This is a genomic window from Klebsiella sp. SWET4, assembly GCF_024296565.1.
GTDB classification, from domain to species: Bacteria; Pseudomonadota; Gammaproteobacteria; order Enterobacterales; family Enterobacteriaceae; genus Klebsiella; species Klebsiella variicola.
Genome location: NZ_JANCOB010000001.1, coordinates 37,276 through 59,513, shown reverse-complemented (window position 1 = coordinate 59,513; position 22,238 = coordinate 37,276). Strand labels below are relative to the sequence as shown.

22 protein-coding genes and 1 pseudogene are annotated in these 22,238 nt (G+C 58.3%); 5 read left to right on the top strand and 18 right to left on the bottom strand.

Translation table 11 applies throughout. The annotated features are described in order from the left end of the window. Position 1: 1 nt before the first annotated feature. Positions 2-124: pseudogene (locus NKJ21_RS00305) on the bottom strand (hypothetical protein); the annotation flags it as partial. Positions 125-163: 39 nt separating this feature from the next. Here NKJ21_RS00305 and mfd point away from each other — a divergent pair. Beyond that, positions 164-3,610 (top strand): transcription-repair coupling factor, encoded by a 3,447-nt coding sequence (gene mfd / locus NKJ21_RS00300; RefSeq protein ID WP_023339892.1) that lies wholly within the window; start codon positions 164-166, stop codon positions 3,608-3,610. Positions 3,611-3,773: 163 nt separating this feature from the next. Beyond that, on the top strand, positions 3,774-4,733 hold the full coding sequence (locus NKJ21_RS00295) for a L,D-transpeptidase family protein (protein WP_254732597.1): 960 nt from the start codon (positions 3,774-3,776) through the stop codon (positions 4,731-4,733). A 128-nt stretch (positions 4,734-4,861) separates the two neighbouring features. Here the strand turns inward: NKJ21_RS00295 and bhsA are convergent, their stop codons facing one another. Continuing rightward, the gene (gene bhsA, locus NKJ21_RS00290) at positions 4,862-5,119 is read right to left on the bottom strand and encodes a multiple stress resistance protein BhsA (RefSeq protein WP_012542232.1); all 258 of its coding nucleotides are present in this window, start codon (positions 5,117-5,119) and stop codon (positions 4,862-4,864) included. Between the two features lie 133 nt (positions 5,120-5,252). Between bhsA and NKJ21_RS00285 the strand changes: the two genes are divergently transcribed. Together NKJ21_RS00285 and NKJ21_RS00280 are read left to right on the top strand one after the other, a co-directional pair. Continuing rightward, a complete protein-coding gene (locus tag NKJ21_RS00285) occupies positions 5,253-5,372 on the top strand; it encodes a hypothetical protein (RefSeq protein ID WP_046622381.1) in 120 nt (39 codons plus the stop codon). Next, positions 5,369-6,004 (top strand): TetR/AcrR family transcriptional regulator, encoded by a 636-nt coding sequence (locus tag NKJ21_RS00280; RefSeq protein ID WP_008806001.1) that lies wholly within the window; start codon positions 5,369-5,371, stop codon positions 6,002-6,004. The genes NKJ21_RS00285 and NKJ21_RS00280 overlap by 4 nt, the downstream gene beginning before the upstream one ends. A 52-nt stretch (positions 6,005-6,056) precedes the next feature. Here the strand turns inward: NKJ21_RS00280 and NKJ21_RS00275 are convergent, their stop codons facing one another. Beyond that, the gene (locus NKJ21_RS00275) at positions 6,057-6,179 is read right to left on the bottom strand and encodes a hypothetical protein (RefSeq protein WP_012542233.1); all 123 of its coding nucleotides are present in this window, start codon (positions 6,177-6,179) and stop codon (positions 6,057-6,059) included. A 69-nt stretch (positions 6,180-6,248) separates the two neighbouring features. On the opposite strand from NKJ21_RS00275, the gene NKJ21_RS00270 reads away from it, so the two are divergent. Next, positions 6,249-8,438: a TonB-dependent siderophore receptor gene (locus tag NKJ21_RS00270; protein WP_022065355.1), complete on the top strand. Its 2,190-nt coding sequence runs from the start codon at positions 6,249-6,251 to the stop codon at positions 8,436-8,438. Between the two features lie 57 nt (positions 8,439-8,495). On the opposite strand, the gene NKJ21_RS00265 is transcribed toward NKJ21_RS00270, so the two are convergent. From NKJ21_RS00265 to fabF, 15 genes are all read right to left on the bottom strand, one after another. Continuing rightward, positions 8,496-9,035 (bottom strand): glycine zipper 2TM domain-containing protein, encoded by a 540-nt coding sequence (locus tag NKJ21_RS00265; protein WP_008805999.1) that lies wholly within the window; start codon positions 9,033-9,035, stop codon positions 8,496-8,498. Between the two features lie 192 nt (positions 9,036-9,227). After that, positions 9,228-10,532, bottom strand: a complete 1,305-nt coding sequence (locus tag NKJ21_RS00260; protein ID WP_008805997.1) for an NAD(P)/FAD-dependent oxidoreductase — start codon at positions 10,530-10,532, stop codon at positions 9,228-9,230. A gap of 244 nt (positions 10,533-10,776) precedes the next feature. Then, complete coding sequence (ycfP, locus tag NKJ21_RS00255; protein ID WP_002900775.1) at positions 10,777-11,319, bottom strand: alpha/beta hydrolase YcfP; 543 nt, start codon at positions 11,317-11,319, stop codon at positions 10,777-10,779. A 35-nt stretch (positions 11,320-11,354) separates the two neighbouring features. After that, positions 11,355-12,365, bottom strand: coding sequence for a beta-N-acetylhexosaminidase (gene nagZ, locus NKJ21_RS00250; protein ID WP_162494430.1), 1,011 nt, complete (start codon positions 12,363-12,365; stop codon positions 11,355-11,357). A 23-nt stretch (positions 12,366-12,388) separates the two neighbouring features. Further along, positions 12,389-13,216 (bottom strand): thiamine kinase, encoded by an 828-nt coding sequence (thiK, locus tag NKJ21_RS00245; protein ID WP_022065356.1) that lies wholly within the window; start codon positions 13,214-13,216, stop codon positions 12,389-12,391. Beyond that, positions 13,197-13,835, bottom strand: coding sequence for a penicillin-binding protein activator LpoB (lpoB, locus tag NKJ21_RS00240; protein ID WP_162493324.1), 639 nt, complete (start codon positions 13,833-13,835; stop codon positions 13,197-13,199). Before lpoB ends, thiK begins: the two co-directional genes overlap by 20 nt. Positions 13,836-13,856: 21 nt before the next feature. Beyond that, on the bottom strand, positions 13,857-14,231 hold the full coding sequence (locus NKJ21_RS00235) for a YcfL family protein (RefSeq protein ID WP_002900683.1): 375 nt from the start codon (positions 14,229-14,231) through the stop codon (positions 13,857-13,859). Between the two features lie 4 nt (positions 14,232-14,235). Further along, on the bottom strand, positions 14,236-14,592 hold the full coding sequence (hinT, locus tag NKJ21_RS00230) for a purine nucleoside phosphoramidase (RefSeq protein WP_254732595.1): 357 nt from the start codon (positions 14,590-14,592) through the stop codon (positions 14,236-14,238). Positions 14,593-14,853: 261 nt separating this feature from the next. After that, a complete protein-coding gene (ptsG, locus tag NKJ21_RS00225) occupies positions 14,854-16,287 on the bottom strand; it encodes a PTS glucose transporter subunit IIBC (RefSeq protein WP_008805993.1) in 1,434 nt (477 codons plus the stop codon). 296 nt (positions 16,288-16,583) lie between these two features. After that, positions 16,584-17,378 (bottom strand): metal-dependent hydrolase, encoded by a 795-nt coding sequence (locus NKJ21_RS00220; RefSeq protein ID WP_008805992.1) that lies wholly within the window; start codon positions 17,376-17,378, stop codon positions 16,584-16,586. Positions 17,379-17,388: 10 nt separating this feature from the next. Beyond that, positions 17,389-18,393: a DNA polymerase III subunit delta' gene (gene holB / locus NKJ21_RS00215; protein WP_012968571.1), complete on the bottom strand. Its 1,005-nt coding sequence runs from the start codon at positions 18,391-18,393 to the stop codon at positions 17,389-17,391. Continuing rightward, positions 18,390-19,031: a dTMP kinase gene (tmk, locus tag NKJ21_RS00210; protein ID WP_016160618.1), complete on the bottom strand. Its 642-nt coding sequence runs from the start codon at positions 19,029-19,031 to the stop codon at positions 18,390-18,392. Before tmk ends, holB begins: the two co-directional genes overlap by 4 nt. Beyond that, on the bottom strand, positions 19,021-20,043 hold the full coding sequence (gene yceG, locus NKJ21_RS00205) for a cell division protein YceG (RefSeq protein ID WP_008805989.1): 1,023 nt from the start codon (positions 20,041-20,043) through the stop codon (positions 19,021-19,023). The genes tmk and yceG overlap by 11 nt, the downstream gene beginning before the upstream one ends. Position 20,044: 1 nt before the next feature. Then, positions 20,045-20,854: an aminodeoxychorismate lyase gene (gene pabC / locus NKJ21_RS00200; RefSeq protein ID WP_110216747.1), complete on the bottom strand. Its 810-nt coding sequence runs from the start codon at positions 20,852-20,854 to the stop codon at positions 20,045-20,047. 125 nt (positions 20,855-20,979) lie between these two features. Beyond that, the gene (gene fabF, locus NKJ21_RS00195; RefSeq protein ID WP_022065359.1) at positions 20,980-22,221 is read right to left on the bottom strand and encodes a beta-ketoacyl-ACP synthase II; all 1,242 of its coding nucleotides are present in this window, start codon (positions 22,219-22,221) and stop codon (positions 20,980-20,982) included. Positions 22,222-22,238: the final 17 nt, after the last annotated feature.

Sequence of the window (22,238 nt, the reverse complement as noted above, 5' to 3'; positions counted from 1 at the left end):
ATATCTTTACGCTTATCCGCAACCCGGATGTTTGTTGAACCAACACCTGATGGCAATTCGGGTTGGCGAATCCAGACCAATCGCGGATAATCTCACTATTGAATATCAGCGAGTTGCCCTCCATATCGGCAGAGCGAATCCCCAAGAGACCATGAAACCGTCTATGCCTGAACAATATCGATACTCATTGCCGGCCAAAGCTGGTGATCTGCGCCAGCTTGGCGAGTTGACCGGCGCGGCCTGCGCTACCCTGGTGGCAGAGATGGCCGAACGCCACAAAGGCCCGGTGGTGCTGGTGGCACCTGACATGCAAAACGCGCTGCGTCTGAACGACGAGATCAGGCAGTTCACCGACAGCATGGTGATGGGGCTGGCTGACTGGGAAACGCTCCCCTACGACAGCTTCTCGCCGCACCAGGATATCATCTCCTCCCGCCTAGCCACCCTTTACCAGTTACCCACCATGCAGCGCGGCGTACTGATCGTCCCGGTCAGCACCCTGATGCAGCGCGTTTGCCCGCACAGCTTCCTTCACGGGCACGCGCTGGTGATGAAAAAGGGCCAGCGCCTGTCGCGCGATGCGCTGCGCGATCAGCTGGAGGGCGCCGGCTATCGCCATGTCGATCAGGTGATGGAGCACGGCGAATATGCCACCCGCGGCGCGCTGCTCGACCTGTTCCCGATGGGCAGCGACCAGCCCTACCGCCTCGATTTCTTTGACGATGAAATCGACAGCCTGCGTCTGTTCGACGTCGACAGCCAGCGCACGCTGGAGGAAGTGGCGGCCATTAACCTGCTGCCGGCGCACGAGTTTCCCACCGACCAGACCGCCATCGAGCTGTTCCGCAGTCAGTGGCGCGACCGTTTTGAGGTGAAGCGCGATGCCGAGCATATCTATCAGCAGGTCAGTAAAGGGACACTGCCTGCCGGTATCGAATACTGGCAGCCGCTGTTCTTCAGCGAGCCGCTGCCGCCGTTATTTAGCTATTTCCCGGCCAGCACCCTGATCGTCAACACCGGCGATCTCGAGGCCAGCGCGGAACGTTTCCAGAATGAAGCCCGCGCCCGCTTCGAAAACCGCGGCGTCGATCCGATGCGCCCGCTCCTGCCGCCGGAACTGCTGTGGCTGCGCAGCGATGAGCTGTTCGGCGAACTGAAAAAATGGCCGCGCGTACAGCTGAAAACCGAGCGCCTGGCGGACAAAGCGGCGAATACCAATCTGGGCTACCAGACGCTGCCTGATCTCGCGGTGCAGGCGCAAAACAAAGCGCCGCTGGATAATCTGCGCCGCTTCCTCGAGTCCTTTACCGGCCCGGTGATCTTCTCCGTGGAAAGCGAGGGTCGCCGTGAAGCGCTGAGCGAAATGCTGGCGCGGATTAAAATTGCGCCAAAACACGTGCTGCGTCTGGAAGAAGCCACCGGCAATGGCCGCTATCTGATGATTGGCGCCGCCGAACACGGGTTTATTGACAGTCAGCGCGGCCTGGCGCTGATTTGCGAAAGCGACCTGCTCGGCGAGCGCGTGGCGCGCCGCCGGCAGGATTCACGTCGCACAATCAACCCTGACATCCTCATTCGCAACCTTGCCGAACTGCATATCGGCCAGCCGGTTGTCCATCTGGAGCACGGCGTGGGCCGCTATGCGGGAATGACCACCCTGGAAGCCGGCGGCATCACCGGCGAATACCTGATGCTGACTTACGCCAACGATGCCAGGCTATACGTTCCGGTATCCTCCCTGCATCTTATCAGCCGTTACGCCGGCGGGGCGGAAGAGAACGCGCCCCTGCACAAGCTGGGCGGCGATGCCTGGACCCGGGCGCGACAAAAAGCGGCTGAGAAAGTACGCGACGTGGCGGCAGAGCTGCTGGATATCTACGCCCAGCGCGCGGCGAAGGCGGGCTTTGCCTTTAAACACGACCGCGAACAGTATCAGCTGTTCTGCGACGGCTTCCCGTTTGAAACCACGCCGGATCAGGCGCAGGCGATTAACGCCGTCCTCAGCGATATGTGCCAGCCGCTGGCCATGGACCGCCTGGTGTGCGGCGATGTGGGCTTCGGTAAGACCGAAGTGGCTATGCGCGCCGCCTTCCTCGCCGTGGAGAACCACAAGCAGGTGGCGGTGCTGGTGCCGACCACCCTGCTGGCTCAGCAACACTATGACAACTTCCGCGATCGTTTCGCCAACTGGCCGGTACGCATCGAAATGCTCTCCCGCTTCCGCAGCGCTAAAGAGCAGGCGCAGATCCTCGAGCAGGCCGCGGAAGGCAAAATCGATATCTTAATCGGCACCCATAAGCTGTTGCAGAGCGAGGTGAAGCTGCGCGATCTGGGGCTGCTGATCGTCGACGAAGAGCACCGCTTTGGCGTTCGTCACAAAGAACGCATCAAAGCAATGCGCGCCGATGTCGATATCCTGACCCTCACCGCCACGCCGATCCCGCGGACGCTGAACATGGCGATGAGCGGGATGCGGGACCTGTCGATCATCGCCACGCCGCCGGCGCGCCGTCTGGCGGTGAAGACCTTCGTTCGCGAATACGACGCCCTGGTGGTGCGCGAGGCGATCCTGCGCGAAACGCTGCGCGGAGGCCAGGTCTACTATCTATTTAATGACGTCGAAAACATCCAGAAAGCCGCCGACAAGCTGGCGGAGCTGGTGCCGGAGGCGCGGATAGCCATCGGCCACGGCCAGATGCGGGAGCGCGAACTGGAGCGGGTGATGAATGACTTCCATCACCAGCGCTTCAATGTGCTGGTGTGCACCACCATCATCGAAACCGGGATCGACATTCCCACCGCCAACACCATCATCATCGAACGCGCCGACCATTTTGGCCTCGCCCAGCTGCACCAGCTGCGCGGCCGCGTTGGCCGTTCGCATCATCAGGCCTATGCCTGGCTGCTGACGCCGCATCCGAAAGCGATGACCACCGATGCGCAAAAGCGCCTTGAAGCCATTGCGTCGCTGGAAGATCTCGGCGCCGGCTTTGCGCTGGCGACCCACGATCTGGAGATTCGCGGGGCCGGGGAACTGCTCGGCGAAGATCAGAGCGGTCAGATGGAAACCATCGGTTTCTCTCTGTATATGGAGCTGCTGGAGAACGCAGTCGATGCGCTGAAAGCCGGACGCGAACCCTCGCTGGAAGATCTCACCAGCCAGCAGACGGAGGTCGAACTGCGCATGCCTTCCCTGCTGCCTGACGATTTCATCCCTGACGTCAATACGCGACTGTCATTCTATAAGCGCATTGCCAGCGCCAAAAACGAACTCGATCTGGAGGAGATCAAAGTCGAGCTGATCGATCGTTTTGGCCGCCTGCCCGATGCCGCCCGCAACCTGCTGGATATTGCCCGTCTGCGTCAGCAGGCGCAGAAACTGGGGATCCGCAAACTGGAAAGCAACGAAAAAGGCGGCGTGATTGAATTTAACGAGAAAAACAACGTCAATCCGGTGTGGTTGATCGGCCTGCTGCAGAAGCAGCCCCAGCACTTCCGGCTGGACGGGCCGACGCGCCTGAAATTCATGCAGGATCTGGAAGAGCGTAAAACGCGGATGGACTGGGTTCGCCAGTTTATGCGTCAGTTGGAAGAGAACGCCGTCGCCTGACTGGCAGGAGATACGGCCCCCTGGCCGTATCTCCCTTCTTACATACCTGGCAATCTTTACAAACATTTTGCAATCCGCCTGGATTTCCCCACACAGACTCACGCCATAATCTCATCTGCTTTTCATATAAAAATAACCACTTATATATTTTGGAGTTATGGTAATGAGAAACCGTTTCCCCGTTACGCTCTGGCTGGCGCTGGTCGCGCTGGTCGCCGCGCTGGCTCTGCCCGCGCGCGCCAACACCTGGCCCCTTCCCCCGCCGGGCAGCCGGCTGGTAGGTCAGAATACGTTCCACGTGGTGCAGGATAACGGCGGTTCGCTGGAGGCGATTGCCAAAAAGTACAATGTCGGCTTTCTGGCCCTGCTGCAGGCCAATCCCGGGGTTGACCCCTATGTTCCCCGCGCCGGCAGCGTGCTGACCATCCCCCTGCAGACGCTGCTGCCCGATGCGCCGCGCGAAGGGCTGGTGATTAACCTTGCCGAACTGCGCCTCTACTATTACCCGCCGGGTAAGAATGAAGTGACCGTCTACCCGATCGGCATCGGCCAGCTGGGCGGAACCACCATCACGCCGACGATGGTCACGACCGTGTCTGACAAGCGGGCCAATCCGACCTGGACGCCCACCGCTAACATTCGCGCCCGCTACAAGGCAATGGGGATTGAGCTGCCGGCGGTGGTGCCAGCCGGTCCTGACAACCCGATGGGCCATCACGCCATCCGCCTTGCCGCCTATGGCGGAGTCTATCTCCTGCACGGCACCAATGCCGATTTCGGCATCGGCATGCGCGTCAGCTCCGGCTGTATTCGTCTGCGCGACAACGATATCAAGGCGCTGTACAACGCCATTTCGCCAGGCACTAAGGTGAATATCATTAACACGCCGATCAAGGTATCGGTAGAGCCGGATGGCCGCCGTCTGGTTGAAGTCCATCAGCCGCTGTCTGAGCATATCGATGACGACCCGCAGACCTTGCCCATTACGCTTAACGCGAGCATGACGGAGTTCAAACAGGCGCCGCAAACCGACGGGACGGTGATGGAGCGCGCGATGAATTACCGCTCGGGCATGCCCATTGACGTCACGCGTCATGCTGCCCCTGGACCGCAGTCGTTGTAGTCTTACGCTGCACAAAACAAAAAACCCGCCTGATGGCGGGTTTTTTGTTGGCAAGGGTCAAACAGGGGTACAACAGGGTCTTACTCATCGCTGTCCGGTGAAGGGGGCCGGGCAACGACGCATCGGGCTTACTTGTAGATAACAGCGGTGCCGTGAAGGGTATTCGGACCGGTTACCGAAGTAATACGGAATGAGGTGGCGCCCATCTCATCCGCTTTCTGCGCCAGCTGATCTTCCAGCGAGCCCAGGTTAGTCCCGGCAGAAGCAGAGATGGTGCCTACTTTATGCTGACCCGCTGGGGTGGACTGCACCTCAACAGCGGCAAAGCTGGCGAAAGAGAGTGAGCTAAGAACGGCGGCAATAGCCAGAGTATTAACGGTTTTCATGATTATTATACCTGTGCAGATGAATTTTTTAGTAGGGTCGTAAGTATTAACTTAACGATCGATAGGTAAATAGTAATGTGATCTACATCACACGTCAACGCATTTTTATAACGATCGTTTAACTATTTATAAAATGCTTAAATTTCATACGCATATGATTTATTTATTTTTAAACCAACAGCGCTGGCCCCGGCGATCGTTTATTTTTATAATGGCTTTTCACCAAACCAACATAGGTACAACGGCACCATGACAACTGACGTTCAAAGTTGCGCCAAAAAAAGCCGTGGCCGACCGAAGGTGTTCGACAGGGATGCGGCGCTGGACAAAGCCATGACACTCTTCTGGCAGCACGGCTATGAGGCGACCTCGCTCGCCGATCTGGTCGAGGCGACAGGAGCAAAAGCCCCCACCCTGTATGCGGAATTTGTGAATAAAGAAGGCCTGTTCCGCGCAGTGTTGGATCGTTACATTTCGCGCTTTGCCGCGAAGCACGAAGCCGTGCTGTTGGCCGAAGGGAAATCCGTCGATCAGGCGTTGCGCGACTACTTCACGGCGGTCGCCACCTGCTTTACCAGCAAAGAGACGCCGGCCGGCTGCTTTATTATCAATACCTCCGCCGCGCTGGCCGCCTCCTCGACGGATATCGCCAATACCATCAAATCCCGCCATGCGATGCAGGAGCAGGCGCTCACTCAGTTTCTGCAGCAGCGGCAAGCGCAGGGCGAACTCCCCGCGGGCCGCGACGTCGCGCCGCTGGCGCAGTTTCTCAACTGTGTCCTGCAGGGGATGTCGATTAGCGCGCGGGAAGGCGCGGATTTCGACAAGCTGATGCAAATCACCGACACCACTCTCCGTCTCTGGCCGCAGATCCTCGAGTCCTGATGTGCCCTGCCTCCGGCGGTATTCTGCCGCCGGATCCACTCTCCTGTTGGCTTTATCCCCACAAAATAGATTGATTTTTATTACCTTTTCTCGTGCAAGATAAACGCAAATGATATTGATTGCGATATTCATTATGTGCAAAATCCTTTTTTGAGTTTTTCCAGATGTTTCGCATTGTAACTAATGCCGACCCGGCGTCGGCCTATAACAACGACAAAGCAACTTGCTCATAAAAGGAATGGATATGAAAAAGCGCCTCTGGGTGCTCCACCCCCTGCTGCTGGTCAGCTCGCTGCCTGCGCTGGCGGCTCAGTCTGATGAAGACAGCATCATCGTTAGTGCAAACCGCACCCATCGCACCGTGGCCGAAATGGCCCAAACCACCTGGGTCATTGAGGGCCAGGAGATTGAGCAGCAGGTCCAGGGCGGGAAAGAGTTCAAAGACGTGCTGGCGCAGCTGATCCCGGGCATCGATGTCAGCAGCCAGGGGCGCACCAATTACGGGATGAACATGCGCGGGCGCGCCATCGTCGTGCTGATCGACGGCGTCCGGCTCAATTCCTCACGCACCGACAGTCGCCAGCTCGACGCCATCGACCCCTTTAACATCGAACATATCGAAGTGATCTCCGGGGCGACCTCGCTGTACGGCGGAGGCAGTACCGGCGGGCTTATCAACATCGTCACCAAGAAAGGGCAGCAGGATCGCCAGGTCGATCTCGAGGTGGGCAGCAAGAGCGGGTTTGCGAACAGTAACGATCACGATGAGCGCATCGCGGCGGCCGTCAGCGGCGGGACAGACCATGCATCCGGGCGCTTATCGGTAGCCTATCAGCGTTTCGGCGGCTGGTACGATGGCAATAACGATGCGCTGATCCTCGATAACACCCAAACGGGGCTCCAGCACTCTGACCGCCTCGACGTGATGGGGACGGGGACGATTGAGATCGATGACAATCGCCAGCTGCAGCTTGTCACCCAGTATTATAAAAGCCAGGGCGATGATGACTACGGCCTGTGGCTCGGGAAGAACATGTCCGCGGTCACCAGCGGCGGCAAAGCGTACACCACCGACGGGCTCAATTCCGACCGTATCCCCGGCACTGAGCGCCACCTGATCAGCCTCCAGTACTCCGATGCTGACTTCTTCGGCCAGAATCTGGTGAGCCAGGTGTACTATCGCGATGAGTCCCTCACCTTCTATCCGTTCCCGACGCTTACGAAAGGCCAGGTCAGTAGCTTCTCCTCGTCGCAGCAGGATACCGATCAGTATGGCGCAAAGCTGACCCTCAACAGCCAGCCGCTGGCGGGATGGGATCTTACCTGGGGTCTCGACGCCGATCATGAGACCTTCAATGCCAACCAGATGTTCTTCGATCTGCAGCAATCGCTGGCGTCCGGCGGGCTGCATAACGAATCGATCTACACCACCGGCCGCTATCCGGGATACAGCATCTCCAACGTCGCGCCGTTCCTGCAGTCCAGCTACGATCTGAACGAGATCTTTACCGTCAGCGGCGGGGTACGCTACCAGTGGACAGAAAACCGGGTTGACGACTTTGTCGGCTACGCCCAGCAACAGGATATCGCCAACGGCAAAGCGCGCTCCGCCGACGCCATCAAAGGCGGCAAAACCGATTACGATAACTTCCTGTTTAACGCCGGGATCGTGGCGCATCTGACCGAGCGTCAGCAGACCTGGTTTAACTTCTCGCAGGGCGTCGAGCTGCCGGACCCCGGTAAATACTACGGCATCGGTAAATACGGCGCGGCGGTCAATGGCCATCTGCCGCTGATCTCCAGCGTCAACGTCGATGACTCGCCGCTGCAGGGGATCAAAGTTAACTCGTATGAGCTGGGCTGGCGCTACACCGGCGATAACCTGCGCACCCAGCTGGCGGCATATTACTCGACTTCGGATAAGACCATCGTCGTCAACCGCACCGACATGACCATCGACGTGCAGTCCGACAAACGGCGTATTTACGGCGTTGAGGGAGCGGTCGATTACTTTATTCCGGACAGCGACTGGAGCGTCGGCGGTAACTTCAACGTGCTGAAATCACAGGTGCAGACCGACGGCCGCTGGCAAAAATGGGATGTCACCCTCGCCTCACCGTCCAAAGCCACCGCCTGGGTGGGTTGGGCGCCGGATCCGTGGAGCCTGCGCGTGCAGAGCCAGCAGGTGTTTGACCTCAGCGACGCCGCCGGTAACAAGCTGGAAGGCTATAACACCGTTGATTTTATTGGCAGTTACGCGCTGCCGGTGGGGAAACTGACCTTCAGTATCGAAAACCTGCTTAACGAAGACTATGTCACCATCTGGGGCCAGCGGGCGCCGCTGCTCTACAGCCCGACCTACGGCAGTTCATCGCTGTACGAATACAAAGGCCGTGGCCGTACCTTCGGTCTGAATTACGCGTTAACCTTCTGATAAAAAAAGCCCCTCAGCCTGAGCGATTGAGGGGCTAATCACTACATAAATCTGTTTTTAGATTTTGTTGTTCAGGACCAGCTGGCCGTTGTTGTCCAGCGGGATCTGGCTGCCAGGATTGTGATCCATACGGATTTTCCCCTGCTGATCGCCTATTTTATAGGTCACATCGTAGCCCAGCATTTTATCGGATTTGTCATATACCGTTTTACAACGCTGCTGGGTGGTAGTGTAGGTATCGTTGTCCTGCATCGCCCCCTGCAGCTGGTTGCCGGCATAGCCGCCGCCCAGCGCACCCACCACCGTCGCTACACTACGTCCGCGACCGCCGCCAAACTGGTGGCCAATCACCCCACCGGCCACCGCGCCGAGTACCGAACCGGCGATACGGTTTTCATCCTGGACCGGACGACGATGGGTCACCGTGACATTGCGGCATTCCTGACGCGGCGTTTTCACGGTTTCTTTAATCGGTGTACTGGAGACCACTTGCGCATACTGCGGGCCGCGATCTAACACGTTGAGACCAGCGACAGCTGCAACGCCCAGCGCGGCAGCCACGCCTATCCCTATACCCGCCAACATAGATTTATTCACGGGAGATCCTCCTTTGTTGCTGTTGATACAATTTTGCAACCGGAGCCGGGAGGGCGCAAATCAGATAGCGGATGAAAAGTGCGAGAATTTGCAGCAAATCAAGGGGATTCAGAGGATTCCGAGCGGGATCGCCGCGGTTTCAGCAGAAGAGCCCGGAGCGCCGTCAGGGCGGCTCCGGGTAAAGACAGCGTATTAGTGCAGCTTAAGACGCGGGCGAATGATGCGGTTGATACGCCCGACCAGCATCATCAGGCCGGTTTTGAAATAGCCGTGCAGGGCGATCTGGTGCATACGGTACAGGGAGATGTACACGAAGCGCGCAATACGCCCTTCCACCATCATCGAGCCGCGCATCAGGTTACCCATCAGGCTGCCGACGGTGGAGTAATTGGACAGTGACACCAGCGAGCCATGGTCTTTATAGGTGTACGCCTTCAGCGGTTTGCCTTTCATCTGCGCCAGGATGTTGTTCAGCGCGCAGGTAGCCATCTGGTGCGCCGCCTGGGCCCGCGGAGGGACAAAGCCGCCTTCCGGACGCGCACAGGAGGCGCAGTCGCCGATGGCGAAAATATCCGCATCGCGGGTGGTCTGCAGCGTCGGCTCGACCACCAGCTGATTGATACGGTTGGTTTCGAGGCCGCCGATCTCTTTCATGAAATCTGGCGCTTTGATCCCGGCCGCCCAGACCATCAGATCCGCTTCAATATATTCGCCATCTTTGGTGTGCAGACCGCCTGCATCCGCGCTGGTGACCATGGTCTGCGTCAGCACCCGTACGCCCAGCTTGGTCAGCTCATTATGCGCCGCCCCGGAAATGCGCGGCGGCAGTGCGGGCAGAATACGCTCGCCCGCCTCGACCAGCGTGACGTTCAGCGCTTCGTTAGTCAGCCCTTTGTAGCCGTAGCTGTGCAGCTGTTTCACCGCATTATGCAGTTCAGCGGAGAGTTCCACGCCGGTGGCGCCGCCGCCGACAATGGCGATGTTCACTTTACCGTTGGCACCCAGGTTGGCGGAGTATTTGAGGAACAGGTTGAGCATTTCCTGATGGAAACGACGCGCCTGATGCGGGTTGTCGAGGAAAATGCAGTTCTCTTTCACGCCAGGGGTGTTGAAGTCATTCGAGGTACTGCCCAACGCCATCACCAGCGTGTCGTACGGCAGTTTACGCTCAGCCACCAGCAGCTCGCCTTTTTCATTACGCAGCTCGCCGAGGGTGATGGTCTTCCCTTCGCGGTTGATATCCACCACCGAGCCCAGCTGGAACTGGAAACCGTGGTTGCGGGCATGGGCCAGATAGCTCAGCGCATCGACACCTTCATCCAGAGAACCGGTCGCCACTTCATGCAGCAGCGGCTTCCACAGATGGCTGTGGTTACGGTCCACCAGGGTGATTTTCGCTTTTTTATGGCGCCCTAACTTTTTCCCCAGCTGAGTTGCCAGTTCCAGTCCGCCAGCGCCGCCACCCACAATTACGATTTTTTTCAATGGCGTAGTCATGTGTACCCCTAAAATTATTAACCAATTGTTAAATAAAAGTTATGATAATAGCCTTTATTTAACAACAAGTTACGTCAATGAAACCATTCAGCACCGTCGAGAATACCATGAACGGTGCATTGGTCATACCAAAATTGATATGCATCAAGTTTTGTCGCGTATTTTTTCAGCGAAACCAATAAGTGTAGGCATAAAAAAACCCGCGCGGTGAACACGGCGCGGGTTTGGCGACAGGGGAAAAGGCTTAACCGAGGGTTTTAAACGCTTTCAGCCGCTGCAGGTGCGGCGAGATGTTTTTAAATTTATGGGTCTGCTCTTCATCCCAGATAATTTCATAATAGTGGTGCAGGAGATCGGCGGAACGCTGGCTGTCCAGCGCTTCGTCCTGCCGGGAGAGCACCACCAGACAGCGATCGCGATTCTTCTCACGGAAGTTGGTCACACACTTGGTGGCGATGTCAGCATACTCTTCCGGGCGGTCGATTTTGCCTTCCATGTTTTCATGCGGAAACAGGTTTGGATTGAACACCGCCTGGCGGATATCGCACAGAAAACCAATCCGCTCCGCCCAGTAGCCGCCTAGGCCGACGCCGCAGATCAGCGGCCGGTCATCGGCGGTAAGCTGCAGCATTTTATCGACCTCTTTCAGCAGATGCTGCATGTCGTGCTTGGGGTGGCGCGTGCTGTAGCTAATCAACCGCACGTCCGGGTCGATAAACTGCAGCTGCATCACCTTCTCATGGTTACCGGGGCTGTTCGAGTCAAAACCGTGTAAATAGATAATCATCGCATCCTCACCAGACAACAACGCCCCGCAGAGCGTTACGCGGACTTCGCCTCTTGCCAGCGCGCATGAAGCTGCTCCAGCTGGGCACTCACCGTTTTCCAACGGGCTGAATCCCTTAACTCCTGACGGGAAAAGGAACCTTTATGATACAATTTCGTAACACGCTCTGCTTTGATCGGCGACAGGTTATCCAGCACACTGACCGCGCCTTTACGATTATTGCAGACCAGTATCATATCGCAACCGGCGTCAAGCGACGCCTGACCGCGTTCGGCATAGCTGCCCATGATCGCCGCCCCTTCCATCGACAGATCGTCGGAGAAAATCACCCCGTCGAAGCCCAGCTCGCCGCGCAGCACCGTTTTTAACCAGTACGCTGAGCCGCTGGCCGGACGCGGGTCGAGCTCCGGGTAAATCACATGCGCGGGCATGATGGCATCCAGACGCTGTTCGGCGATGAGGCTTTTGAATACCGCCATATCGTGGTCGCGAATCACCGATGCCGGCCGCGGATCGAACGGGGTCTCTTTGTGCGAATCGGCAGTCACCGCCCCGTGCCCCGGGAAGTGTTTACCGGTGGTTTTCATACCCGCGGCGTGCATCCCGTCAATAAAGTGACGCGCCATCGTCAGCGCTTTCTGCGGATCTTCATGATAAGAACGTTCGCCGATCGCGGCGCTGATGTGGCCGACGTCCAGCACCGGCGCAAAGCTAATATCGATGTCCATGGCGATCATTTCGCTGGCCATCAGCCAGCCGGCCTCGGCGGCCAGTTTACCCCCCTCTTCCATCCCCAGCAGCGCGGCGAAAGACTGGGCCGCCGGTAAACGGGTAAAGCCTTCGCGGAAACGCTGAACGCGTCCCCCTTCCTGATCGACCGCCACCACCAGATGGTTCCGGGAGGCATCGCGGATCTGGCGCACCAGCTCCCGCAGCTGCGCCGGATCGTGATAATTACGGGTAAAGAGGATCAACCCTCCCACCAGCGGATGCGCCAGAATCTCTCGCTCTTCCGCATCCAGTTCATACCCTTCGACATCCAACATGACTGGGCCCACACTGACCTCTCTTATCCTTTACGTTCGTTGTCTAACTGACACCATATTTCATCTGCCAGCGTGATAAATTGCCGATCGCCGCTCTGCTGCCAGCGCATTTCATACCATCCCGCCATCAGCAGCAATACCCACGGGCGCCAAAGTACAACCTGCCGCCAAAGCTGCTGCGCGTCGATGGCCGCCCGCCGGGCATACGCCGCCACCAGCTGGCGGCGCTGGTGAGGGGAAATCCACACCGCGGCCAGCTCCAGCGCGATATCGCCATCGCCGGCATATTCCCAGTCGATCAGCCTCAGGCCGGACTCGCTGTGGATAATATTGCCGGCATGGACGTCCATATGCAGCGGCGCCAGCCGCAGAGGACGGGGCTCGCCCCGGCGGCGCAGCCGCTGATGCCAGCGCAGCCAGCGCGGCGTGCGCCGTGCCGGATCGCACGTCTGCCAGTACTGGGCCAGCAGCGGTGCGAGGGTAACACGCCAGCCGAATCGCGGTTGCTGATGCACGTCATACAATAAGTCTGACAGCATAGGGCAGGCCGGTAACTCGCTTTTCACCTCCCCTGCGCAATATTCCACCACCATCCAGCAGGGTGAGTAAAACAGCGGGGCTGGCGCCAGCCTGGCAGGCAGTTGGCGGAGCGCGCGATACTGACGGCGGAAATAACAGGAAGCGGCTGATGGGTCGTGCGGCTGACGTAGCACGTGCCGCTGGTCGCCGTCGCTGATAATCACACTGCCGCCGCTGAGGCCATTCTGGCTCAGCGAGGCGACAGGATGATAGCGGGGGAAGAAGCGCGACAAGAGCTCATCGCGCGTCAGCTTATTGTTGCTGAACAGCACCTTTACCTGACCAGATAATCTCGCCGGTTTGCACCAGCATCAACTGCATCTTCAGTTCAGGCGCGTTGACGTTGCCGGTGGCATTGGAGTAAAGCACATACTGCGCGCCCACGTTGCGGGCGATCCCCATGGCTTTACTGCGGCTGCCGAGGCTGTCCTGCGGCGACAGGCCCAGCTGCTGTTTGGCGACCCCCAGCTGCTGCGCCGAGACCAGCGTAAACTTGCCGTTGCCGGCCAGTGCATTACGCAGCGCGGTAGTGGCTTCTCCCGCATTCAGCGTACCATTGGTGCGGTTGTTCACGCTGTCAACCAGCAGAATACTGCCCGCATTGACGCCGCTGGCCTGCAGCATCTGCCCCACCAGCGGCTGGACCGCGCCGTTCCAGTCATAATGACGCACGCGCGGCGCCGGCTGACCAGACTGCTGATCCTGATGCTCAATGGGCCCCGGCTGCGACGGTACGGCAGGAACCGCCGGTACCGTCGGCACCGTGGGCTGCGGCTGCGCAGGCTGCTGCGGCTGCGGTTTGGCCTCTTCGACCGGCGCAGGCTGCTCACGTAACCCCGCACAGCCTGCGAGGAATATCGCCAGTGCTGTGATTAACGCATAGCGACACATTTTCATCATTATAATTACCCCTTACAGATAAAGATAAAGGCGGGCCTTATGCGCCCCCAGGATATTGGCGCTACCATACAATGTCACCGAAGAGCGTGCCGGAACCACGATGGTGCGCGGCGCGTCCAGCGGATGCATCTCCAGCCCTCGGGCGTCATACCAGAAAAAACGATAGTGCACGGTGACCGGCTGCTGGCGCTCGTTATACAGCGTTGAGGAGGCGGTAGCCTGAATCTCCGTCGCCACCACGGCAGGCTCGCTGGCGCTGATCCCGGCCGCCAGCACGCTCGACTCCATCACCAGCGCCTGCTGGTCAGAAACCGGGATCTCCGGATGTGAACTACACCCGGCCAGCAGTCCCGCCGCCAGGCAAGCGCCCAAAAGGGTCCTGAGCATGGCGTTAGCCTTTATGCGCCAGCATCGGGCCCAGCGGACGACCGCCCAGCAGATGCATGTGGATATGGTAAACTTCCTGGCCGCCGTGGCGGTTGCAATTAACGATCAAACGGTAGCCATCGTCGGCAAGACCTTCATCGCGGGCGATCTTCGCCGCGACGGTCATCATCCGGCCCAGCGCCAGCTCATGTTCGGTGGTGACGTCATTCACGGTAGGAATCAGAACATTCGGGACAATCAGAATGTGGGTGGGTGTCTGCGGGGAGATGTCGCGAAAAGCGGTCACAAGCTCATCCTGATAGACAATATCCGACGGGATCTCCCGGCGAATGATTTTGCTGAAAATCGTTTCTTCTGCCATGACTGATTCCTTATTAGTTTTATCCCATACGCTGGCCTGCTTCTGCAGATAAACGCGGACGCACAGGTTCAGATAAGAGTATGAGCGACATCCTCCCTCTCTTTCAACCTGAAAGCAGTTTTTCTTATTCAACTATAGACTTAGCTGCTGAGGGATTAAGCATTTGCCGGATACTCTTCAGGGTTATCGCCTCAGAAAACCTCACCTCGTAACGTAAAAAAGGCAGCCAATAGGCTGCCTTAGTCTCCCCGATACTACGTCTTAACTGTTACGGATGTACTCATCCATTTCAGTTTTCAGGTTATCGGACTTGGTACCGAAGATGGCCTGTACGCCAGAACCTGCCACTACCACGCCAGCGGCGCCCAGTTTTTTCAGGCCAGCCTGGTCAACTTTCGCTACATCCGCCACGCTAACACGCAGACGAGTAATACATGCGTCGAGGTTGGTGATGTTCTCTTTACCGCCGAAAGCGGCGATCAGAGCCGGAGCCATCTCGCTGGTTGCGCCAGCTTTGCTCTCTTCGGTGGTATCTTCACGACCCGGTGTTTTCAGATCCAGGGCTTTAATCAGCACGCGGAAAATGACGTAGTACACGATCGCATAGCAGATACCGACAATCGGGAACAGCCACAGCTTGCTGCTGTTACCGGACAGGACGATAAAGTCGATCAGGCCGTGAGAGAACGAGGTACCGTCACGCATACCCAGCAGGATACAGATCGGGAACGCCAGACCCGCCAGAATGGCATGGATAACGTACAGGATCGGCGCCACGAACATGAAGGAGAACTCGATCGGCTCGGTGATACCGGTCAGGAACGAGGTCAGCGCGGCGGAGATCATGATACCGCCCACTTTGGCGCGGTTTTCCGGTTTAGCAGAGTGCCAAATCGCGATTGCCGCTGCCGGCAGACCGTACATTTTGAACAGGAAGCCGCCAGACAGTTTGCCCGCGGTCGGGTCGCCTGCCATGTAGCGCGGGATATCGCCGTGGAACACCTGACCAGCCGCGTTGGTGTATTCGCCGATCTGCATCTGGAAAGGAACGTTCCAGATGTGGTGCAGACCAAACGGCACCAGGCAACGCTCGATGAAACCGTAGATACCAAACGCTACCACCGGGTTCTGATAAGCAGCCCACTGGGAGAAGGTCTGGATCGCGGAACCGATCGGCGGCCAAATGAAGGAGAGGATCACGCCGGTGAAGATAGCGGCCAGACCAGAGATAATCGGTACAAAGCGCTTGCCCGCAAAGAAGCCCAGGTATTCTGGCAGCTTGATACGATAGAAGCGGTTGAACATGTACGCGGCGATAGCACCGGAGATAATACCGCCAAGCACGCCGGTATCAGCCAGGTGTTTTGCCGCAATCTCTTCAGCAGGTAAATGCAGCACCAGCGGCGCAACCACCGCCATGGTTTTCACCATGATGCCGTAAGCCACGACTGCAGCCAGTGCGGATACACCGTCGTTATTGGTGAAGCCGAGGGCCACACCGATAGCGAAGATCAGCGGCATGTTGGCGAAAACTGAACCGCCTGCTTCTGCCATAACGTGGGAGACCACGGCTGGCAGCCAGCTGAAGTTTGCGGAACCGACGCCCAGCAGGATACCTGCGATAGGCAGTACGGATACCGGCAGCATCAGCGATTTACCGACCTTCTGCAGGTTAGCAAATGCATTCTTAAACATAATTGAGAGTGCTCCTGAGTATTTGGTACTTTTTTACGTTTTCACGCATTGGCCCGGGGGGAGAACCGTGCCGTGGACAGGACATCTAAGCGCCCTTTATTTATTACACAGAGTAAAATAATTAACGGGATGATTGTTTGACGGCTATCACGTTTCAATCAGCCTTACGGTAAAAATTTACATCAGCTTACATAAGTTGTATCCAGATGTTGCCAAAAAACCTTCACCGCCACTTTTGTGGCGGTGAACTTTACTCGCTTTGGTTATTAATTACGAGCCTTAAAATAATAAGCAGATCAAGCAGGTTGTAAGCGGGCGGGGTCAATATGGAACAGAGTGGCAAAATTATCGGTGGTCTGCTGGGCCAGTTGCTCCAGCGACACGCCTTTCAGTACCGCCATGTATTCCGCAACGTCACGGACCAGCGCCGGCTGGTTCTCTTTGCCGCGATGGGGGACTGGCGCCAGGTACGGCGAATCGGTCTCCACCAGCAGGCGATCCAGCGGAACATAGCGGGCCGCATCGCGCAGCTGCTCGGCGTTACGAAAAGTGACGATACCGGAAAACGAGATATAGAACCCCATGTCGAGCAATTTACCCGCTGTCTCCCTGTCCTCAGTGAAACAGTGTAGTACGCCACCGCAATCCGTCACCTTTTCTTCGCGTAAAATGGCCAGGGTATCGGCGCGCGCGTCGCGGGTGTGGACGATCACCGGCTTATTCAGCTCGCGGCCAATGCGTATGTGGTCGCGAAACGAGGTTTGCTGCTGGGCTTTGGTTTCCGGGGTATAAAAATAATCCAGACCGGTCTCCCCCATCGCCACAACGCCCTCTTCCGCCGCCAGCGTGCGCAGGGTCTCCACCTCGTAGGCTTCGTCCTGGTTTAACGGATGCACGCCGCAGGAGAAGACGACGTTGTCACGCGTCCCCACCAGCTCACGCATACTGCGGTAGCCGGGCAAGGTCGTGGCGACCGCCAGGCAGAATTTCACATCGCGCGCGGCCGCTTTTGCCAGCACGTCGTCGACGTTTTTGTGCAGAGTTTGATAATCCAGACCATCAAGATGGCAGTGGGAGTCGACTAAAAACATAATGTCTCACTCAGAGGTGGGATACGGGTAAAACCGTCCCGGGTTGCAGGTAATGTTCCCAGCGCAGCAGGCGCTCGGTGAGCAGCAGTTCGCGGTTGACGCCGACGACGTTCAGCAATTGCTCACGGCAGGTACAGACGTCATGGGCGATCGCCTGCAGCCGGGCGGCGGGCAGGCTGTGCGCCAGCTGCTCCAGCAGCGGCCAGACGTCCGGGTTACTCACCAGGGCAATCCCCTGCTGTCGTTTTTGCGCATCGACCAGCAGCGATGCCAGCCAGTGCAGGCGAACCGCCGCCTGTTCATGATTGAGTATCGGCAGCAACGCCAGCCAGTCACCGCTCGCCAGAGTGGCCGCCAGGGCCTGACACAGCTGCTGCCGCGCCGTCCACTGCGGTTCCTGTAATAGTTCGAGCGCCGCGGCCGGCGCGCTGGCGCACAGACGCAACGCGGTCAACAGTGACTCCTGCGGCAGGTTCACCTCTCGCTCCAGCCAGGCCAGGGCATAAGACTCCGACGGCGGCGCCAGGTGGTGCAGGCGACAACGGCTGCGCAGAGTCGTCAGCAGACGCGCCGGCTCCTGGCAGGCGAGGAAGAACCAGGTATTCTCCGGCGGCTCCTCCAGCGTTTTCAGCAACGCGTTGGCGGCGGCATCGGTCAGCAAAGCGGCATCGCTAATCCACACCACTTTCGCCCCACCGAGGCGCGCGCGCTCATAGAGCTTTTCATTGACATCGCGCACCGCATCAATGCCCAGCGCACTCTTGCCCTTTTCGGGGATCAGCGGATAGTAATCGGGATGTGTGCCGGCCTGCATCAGCTGGCAACTATGGCAGCGGCCGCAGCTTTTATGTCCTTCGGGCTGGCGGCACATCAGGAAGCGGCACAGCGCGTAAATCAACGCCTCACCGCCCATCCCGCTCAGAGACTGTAACAGCAAGGCGTGGTGGCCTCGTCCGGCCTGATAGCTTCCGACCAGTTGCTCGAACGACGGGCGCAGCCACGGATACCATTTCATGCCGGTTGCTCCGCCATCCACTGGGCGATCGTGGCGCGAATGTCGCGAGCGACGGCGTCGAGCGGCTGGGTCGCGTCAACCGTGCGGATCGACGGGTCTGCAGCGGCCAGCTCAAGGTAGCGCGCGCGGGTGCGATTGAAGAAGTTCATGGACTCCTGCTCAATGCGATCAAGCTCTCCGCGGGCCCGGGCGCGCTGCAGCCCCACTTCCGGCGTGACGTCGAGGTACAGCGTCAGATTGGGGCGGAAATCGCCGAGTACCGCGTCGCGCAGCATCGCCAGCATCGTACGGTCGATTCCCCGGCCGCCGCCCTGATAAGCCTGAGTCGACAGATCGTGACGATCGCCGATCACCCACTGGCCGCGGGCCAGCGCGGGCTTAATCACGGTCTCCACCAGCTGGACGCGTGCCGCGTAAAACATCAGCACTTCCGCTTTATCATTAATGACCTCATCACCCGTGGACTGGATATCCAGCACCAGGCTACGCAGTTTTTCGGCAAGGACAGTGCCCCCCGGCTCACGGGTAAACACCATATCGTGAATACCTGCCGACTGCAGCGTCTCCACCACCAGCTGACGTGCGGTGGTCTTCCCGGCGCCCTCCAGCCCCTCGATGACGATATAGTTACTGCGCATTTTTTTCCTTAAGTACTTTCAGATAGTCCTGCACCGCACGGTTATGACTGACCAGGTTTGTGGTAAACGTATGGCCCCCTTTCCCGTCGGCGACAAAATAGAGGTATGACGTTTTCGCCGGATGGGCGGCCGCCTTCAGCGACGCCTCGCCCGGCACTGCGATAGGACCAGGTGGCAGGCCGCTGATGGTATAAGTGTTGTATGCGGTCGGCGTCTCGAGATCCTTACGCGTTAACTTACCAGTATACCCCTCGCCCATCCCGTAGATCACGGTCGGATCGGTCTGTAAGCGCATACCGATGCGCAGGCGATTGATAAATACCGACGCGACGCGGTCGCGCTCTTCCGCCACCGCGGTCTCTTTCTCAATAATCGAGGCCATGGTCAACAGCTGGTTCTGATCGGCATAGGGCAGATTGTCCATCCGTCCTTCCCAGATCTTCGCCACTTCGGCGACCATTTTCTGATGCGCGCGCTTGAGGATGGCGATATCGCTGGTATTGGCGGTGTACATCCAGGTATCCGGCCAGAACCAGCCCTCCACCCAATCGGCATGCTCAAGACCTAACGCCTTAGCCACCGTCGCATAGCTATCATCATCGAGAGTGTGCTTCACGTACGGGGCATCGCGCAGCTGGCGCAGGTAGTCGCTAACGCGCATACCTTCGACAAAGCGCAGCGGAAACTGCGCCTCTTTACCGCTGGCCAGCAGCTGCAGCATCTCGCGCACCGTCATCTGCGGCGTGAAGCGATAGGTCCCGGCTTTGAAGTGAGACAGCTCAGGTTCCACCCGCAGCAGCCACTGGAAAACGCGCGGGCGGTTGATCACCTTCTCGCGATAAAGATCCTGGCCCAGCGCCAGACGGCCGGTACCGGGCTCCAGGGTGAAGATGGTCTCTTCTTTAATCAGCAGCTTGCTGTCCGCCAGCTGGCGTACTTTCCACATGCCTGCCGCCGCGGCGATGCCCAGCACCACCACTAACAGCAGAATAAAACGTAACATTTTCTTCATACTAACCAGACAGCTCACACAAAGGGGCTAAAAAATGGTAAAGCTCGCGCGAGGACCAGACGGTCTCCTCCCAGCGACGAACCGGCACCAGCGGCATCAGCGCATTGCAGATCAGCACTTCATCGGCTTCACGCAATACCTCAGGACGCGCTGTCACTTCGACAACGCGAAACGCCGATGGTGCCAGCTGTGCGATACAGCGCTGCCGCATAATGCCGTTGACCCCGGCGTAATCGAGCCGCGGAGTAAATACATCCCGTCCCTGACGCCAGAATAAATTCGCGGCACAGCATTCCGTAAGCCACCCGTCACTGTCAAGGACCAGCGCCTCATCGGCGTCCGTCTGCTCAAGATGAGAGCGGATCAGTACCTGCTCAAGGCGATTAAGATGCTTCAGTCCGGCAAGCCACGGGTTGCGCCCCAGGGGCACCGGGCTCTGGGTCAGGGTAATGCCCTCCTCCCGCCAGCGCGCATAATGCGCCGGGAATGGAGAGACACTGAGAATGCGGGTGGGCGACACGCAGCCCGCCGTACTGTATCCCCTTCCCCCAACGCCGCGGGTGAGGTTCACCTTCAACACGCCCTGCGCGTGCGGCCGCGCCAGACGCTGCATCTCTTCGCTCAGCGTCAGCCAGTCGTGAAATGGTATTTGTAATTTTTCACAGGTTGTCTGCAAACGCTGCAGATGGGCGTCCAGTAGCGCAACCTGCCCCTGCTGGATGCGGGCGGTGGTAAAACAGCCGTCGCCAAACTGGGCGGCGCGATCGTTCGCCGCCAGCGTGTCCTGTTCAACGCCATTTATCAAGAACATAAAGGACTCCTTTTCACTGGTCGGTGAGTGTCTCAGGACACGGAGCAGAGGACAAGCGGAGAAAGCCGAATAAAAAAGGCCCGACGAACGGGCCTTTTGTTAAAGCAGTACCGGGGCAAGCCCTGTCACACTTTTTTGAAGATCAGCGAACCGTTAGTGCCGCCAAAACCGAAGGAGTTGCACAGGGTGTACTCCATACCGGAAACCTGACGCGCTTCGTGTGGCACGAAATCGAGGTCGCAGCCCTCATCCGGGTTGTCGAGGTTGATCGTCGGCGGAACCGCCTGGTCGCGCAGCGCCAGGATAGAGTAGATCGACTCTACGGCCCCTGCCGCGCCCAGCAGGTGCCCGGTCATGGATTTGGTGGAGCTCACCATGACGCGGTTCGCCGCATCACCGAAGACTGACTTAACGGCCTGCGCTTCTGCTTTATCGCCAGCCGGCGTCGAGGTGCCGTGGGCGTTGACGTAGCCAATCTGGCCCGGTTCGATGCCCGCATCGCGAATGGCATTCACCATCGCCAGCGCGGCGCCCGCACCATCTTCCGGCGGTGACGTCATGTGGTAAGCATCGCTGCTCATGCCGAAGCCAACGATCTCGGCGTAGATTTTGGCACCGCGTTTTTTAGCATGCTCGTACTCTTCCAGCACCACCATACCCGCGCCGTCGCCCAGCACGAAGCCGTCGCGATCTTTATCCCACGGACGGCTTGCCGCCTGCGGGTTGTCATTGCGCGTGGAGAGCGCACGCGCCGCGCCGAAGCCGCCCACGCCAAGCGGGGTACTGGCTTTTTCCGCACCGCCTGCCACCATCGCATCGGCATCGCCATAGGCGATGATGCGCGCGGCCTGGCCGATGTTGTGCACGCCTGAAGTACACGCGGTCGCGATAGAGATACTTGGCCCACGCAGACCAAACATGATGGTCAGATGCCCGGCCACCATGTTAACAATTGTGGAAGGAACGAAGAATGGGCTGATCTTACGCGGTCCGCCGTTAACCAGCGAACTGTGGTTTTCTTCGATCAAGCCGAGACCGCCAATACCGGAGCCGATAGCGGCGCCAATACGGGTTGCATTCTCTTCCGTCACTTCAAGGCCAGAATCCTGCATGGCCTGAACGCCAGCGACAATTCCATATTGAATGAAGGCATCCATCTTGCGCTGTTCTTTGCGCGAGATAATGTCATCACAGTTAAAATCCTTTACTAAGCCAGCAAATTTCGTTGCATAGGCGCTAGTATCGAAATGGTCGATCAGGCTGATGCCACTCTGACCGGCAAGGAGAGCTTTCCAGGTAGACTCTACGGTATTGCCGACAGGAGACAACATGCCCAGTCCGGTCACAACTACACGACGCTTAGACACGTTTGTCCTCCAGGGAG

What these genes read in the sequence shown, in the direction of transcription:
- NKJ21_RS00220 (WP_008805992.1), bottom strand. Translation starts at nt 17,378, where the DNA reads ATGTTTTTAGTCGACTCCCACTGCCATCTTGATGGTCTGGATTATCAA.
- nagZ (WP_162494430.1), bottom strand. Translation starts at nt 12,365, where the DNA reads ATGTTGGATGTCGAAGGGTATGAACTGGATGCGGAAGAGCGAGAGATT.
- pabC (WP_110216747.1), bottom strand. Translation starts at nt 20,854, where the DNA reads ATGTTCTTGATAAATGGCGTTGAACAGGACACGCTGGCGGCGAACGAT.
- holB (WP_012968571.1), bottom strand. Translation starts at nt 18,393, where the DNA reads ATGAAATGGTATCCGTGGCTGCGCCCGTCGTTCGAGCAACTGGTCGGA.
- ptsG (WP_008805993.1), bottom strand. Translation starts at nt 16,287, where the DNA reads ATGTTTAAGAATGCATTTGCTAACCTGCAGAAGGTCGGTAAATCGCTG.
- hinT (WP_254732595.1), bottom strand. Translation starts at nt 14,592, where the DNA reads ATGGCAGAAGAAACGATTTTCAGCAAAATCATTCGCCGGGAGATCCCG.
- NKJ21_RS00270 (WP_022065355.1), top strand. Translation starts at nt 6,249, where the DNA reads ATGAAAAAGCGCCTCTGGGTGCTCCACCCCCTGCTGCTGGTCAGCTCG.
- yceG (WP_008805989.1), bottom strand. Translation starts at nt 20,043, where the DNA reads ATGAAGAAAATGTTACGTTTTATTCTGCTGTTAGTGGTGGTGCTGGGC.
- NKJ21_RS00280 (WP_008806001.1), top strand. Translation starts at nt 5,369, where the DNA reads ATGACAACTGACGTTCAAAGTTGCGCCAAAAAAAGCCGTGGCCGACCG.
- NKJ21_RS00285 (WP_046622381.1), top strand. Translation starts at nt 5,253, where the DNA reads ATGCTTAAATTTCATACGCATATGATTTATTTATTTTTAAACCAACAG.
- lpoB (WP_162493324.1), bottom strand. Translation starts at nt 13,835, where the DNA reads ATGTGTCGCTATGCGTTAATCACAGCACTGGCGATATTCCTCGCAGGC.
- tmk (WP_016160618.1), bottom strand. Translation starts at nt 19,031, where the DNA reads ATGCGCAGTAACTATATCGTCATCGAGGGGCTGGAGGGCGCCGGGAAG.
- NKJ21_RS00275 (WP_012542233.1), bottom strand. Translation starts at nt 6,179, where the DNA reads ATGCGAAACATCTGGAAAAACTCAAAAAAGGATTTTGCACATAATGAA.
- bhsA (WP_012542232.1), bottom strand. Translation starts at nt 5,119, where the DNA reads ATGAAAACCGTTAATACTCTGGCTATTGCCGCCGTTCTTAGCTCACTC.
- NKJ21_RS00235 (WP_002900683.1), bottom strand. Translation starts at nt 14,231, where the DNA reads ATGCTCAGGACCCTTTTGGGCGCTTGCCTGGCGGCGGGACTGCTGGCC.
- mfd (WP_023339892.1), top strand. Translation starts at nt 164, where the DNA reads ATGCCTGAACAATATCGATACTCATTGCCGGCCAAAGCTGGTGATCTG.
- NKJ21_RS00295 (WP_254732597.1), top strand. Translation starts at nt 3,774, where the DNA reads ATGAGAAACCGTTTCCCCGTTACGCTCTGGCTGGCGCTGGTCGCGCTG.
- NKJ21_RS00260 (WP_008805997.1), bottom strand. Translation starts at nt 10,532, where the DNA reads ATGACTACGCCATTGAAAAAAATCGTAATTGTGGGTGGCGGCGCTGGC.
- ycfP (WP_002900775.1), bottom strand. Translation starts at nt 11,319, where the DNA reads ATGATTATCTATTTACACGGTTTTGACTCGAACAGCCCCGGTAACCAT.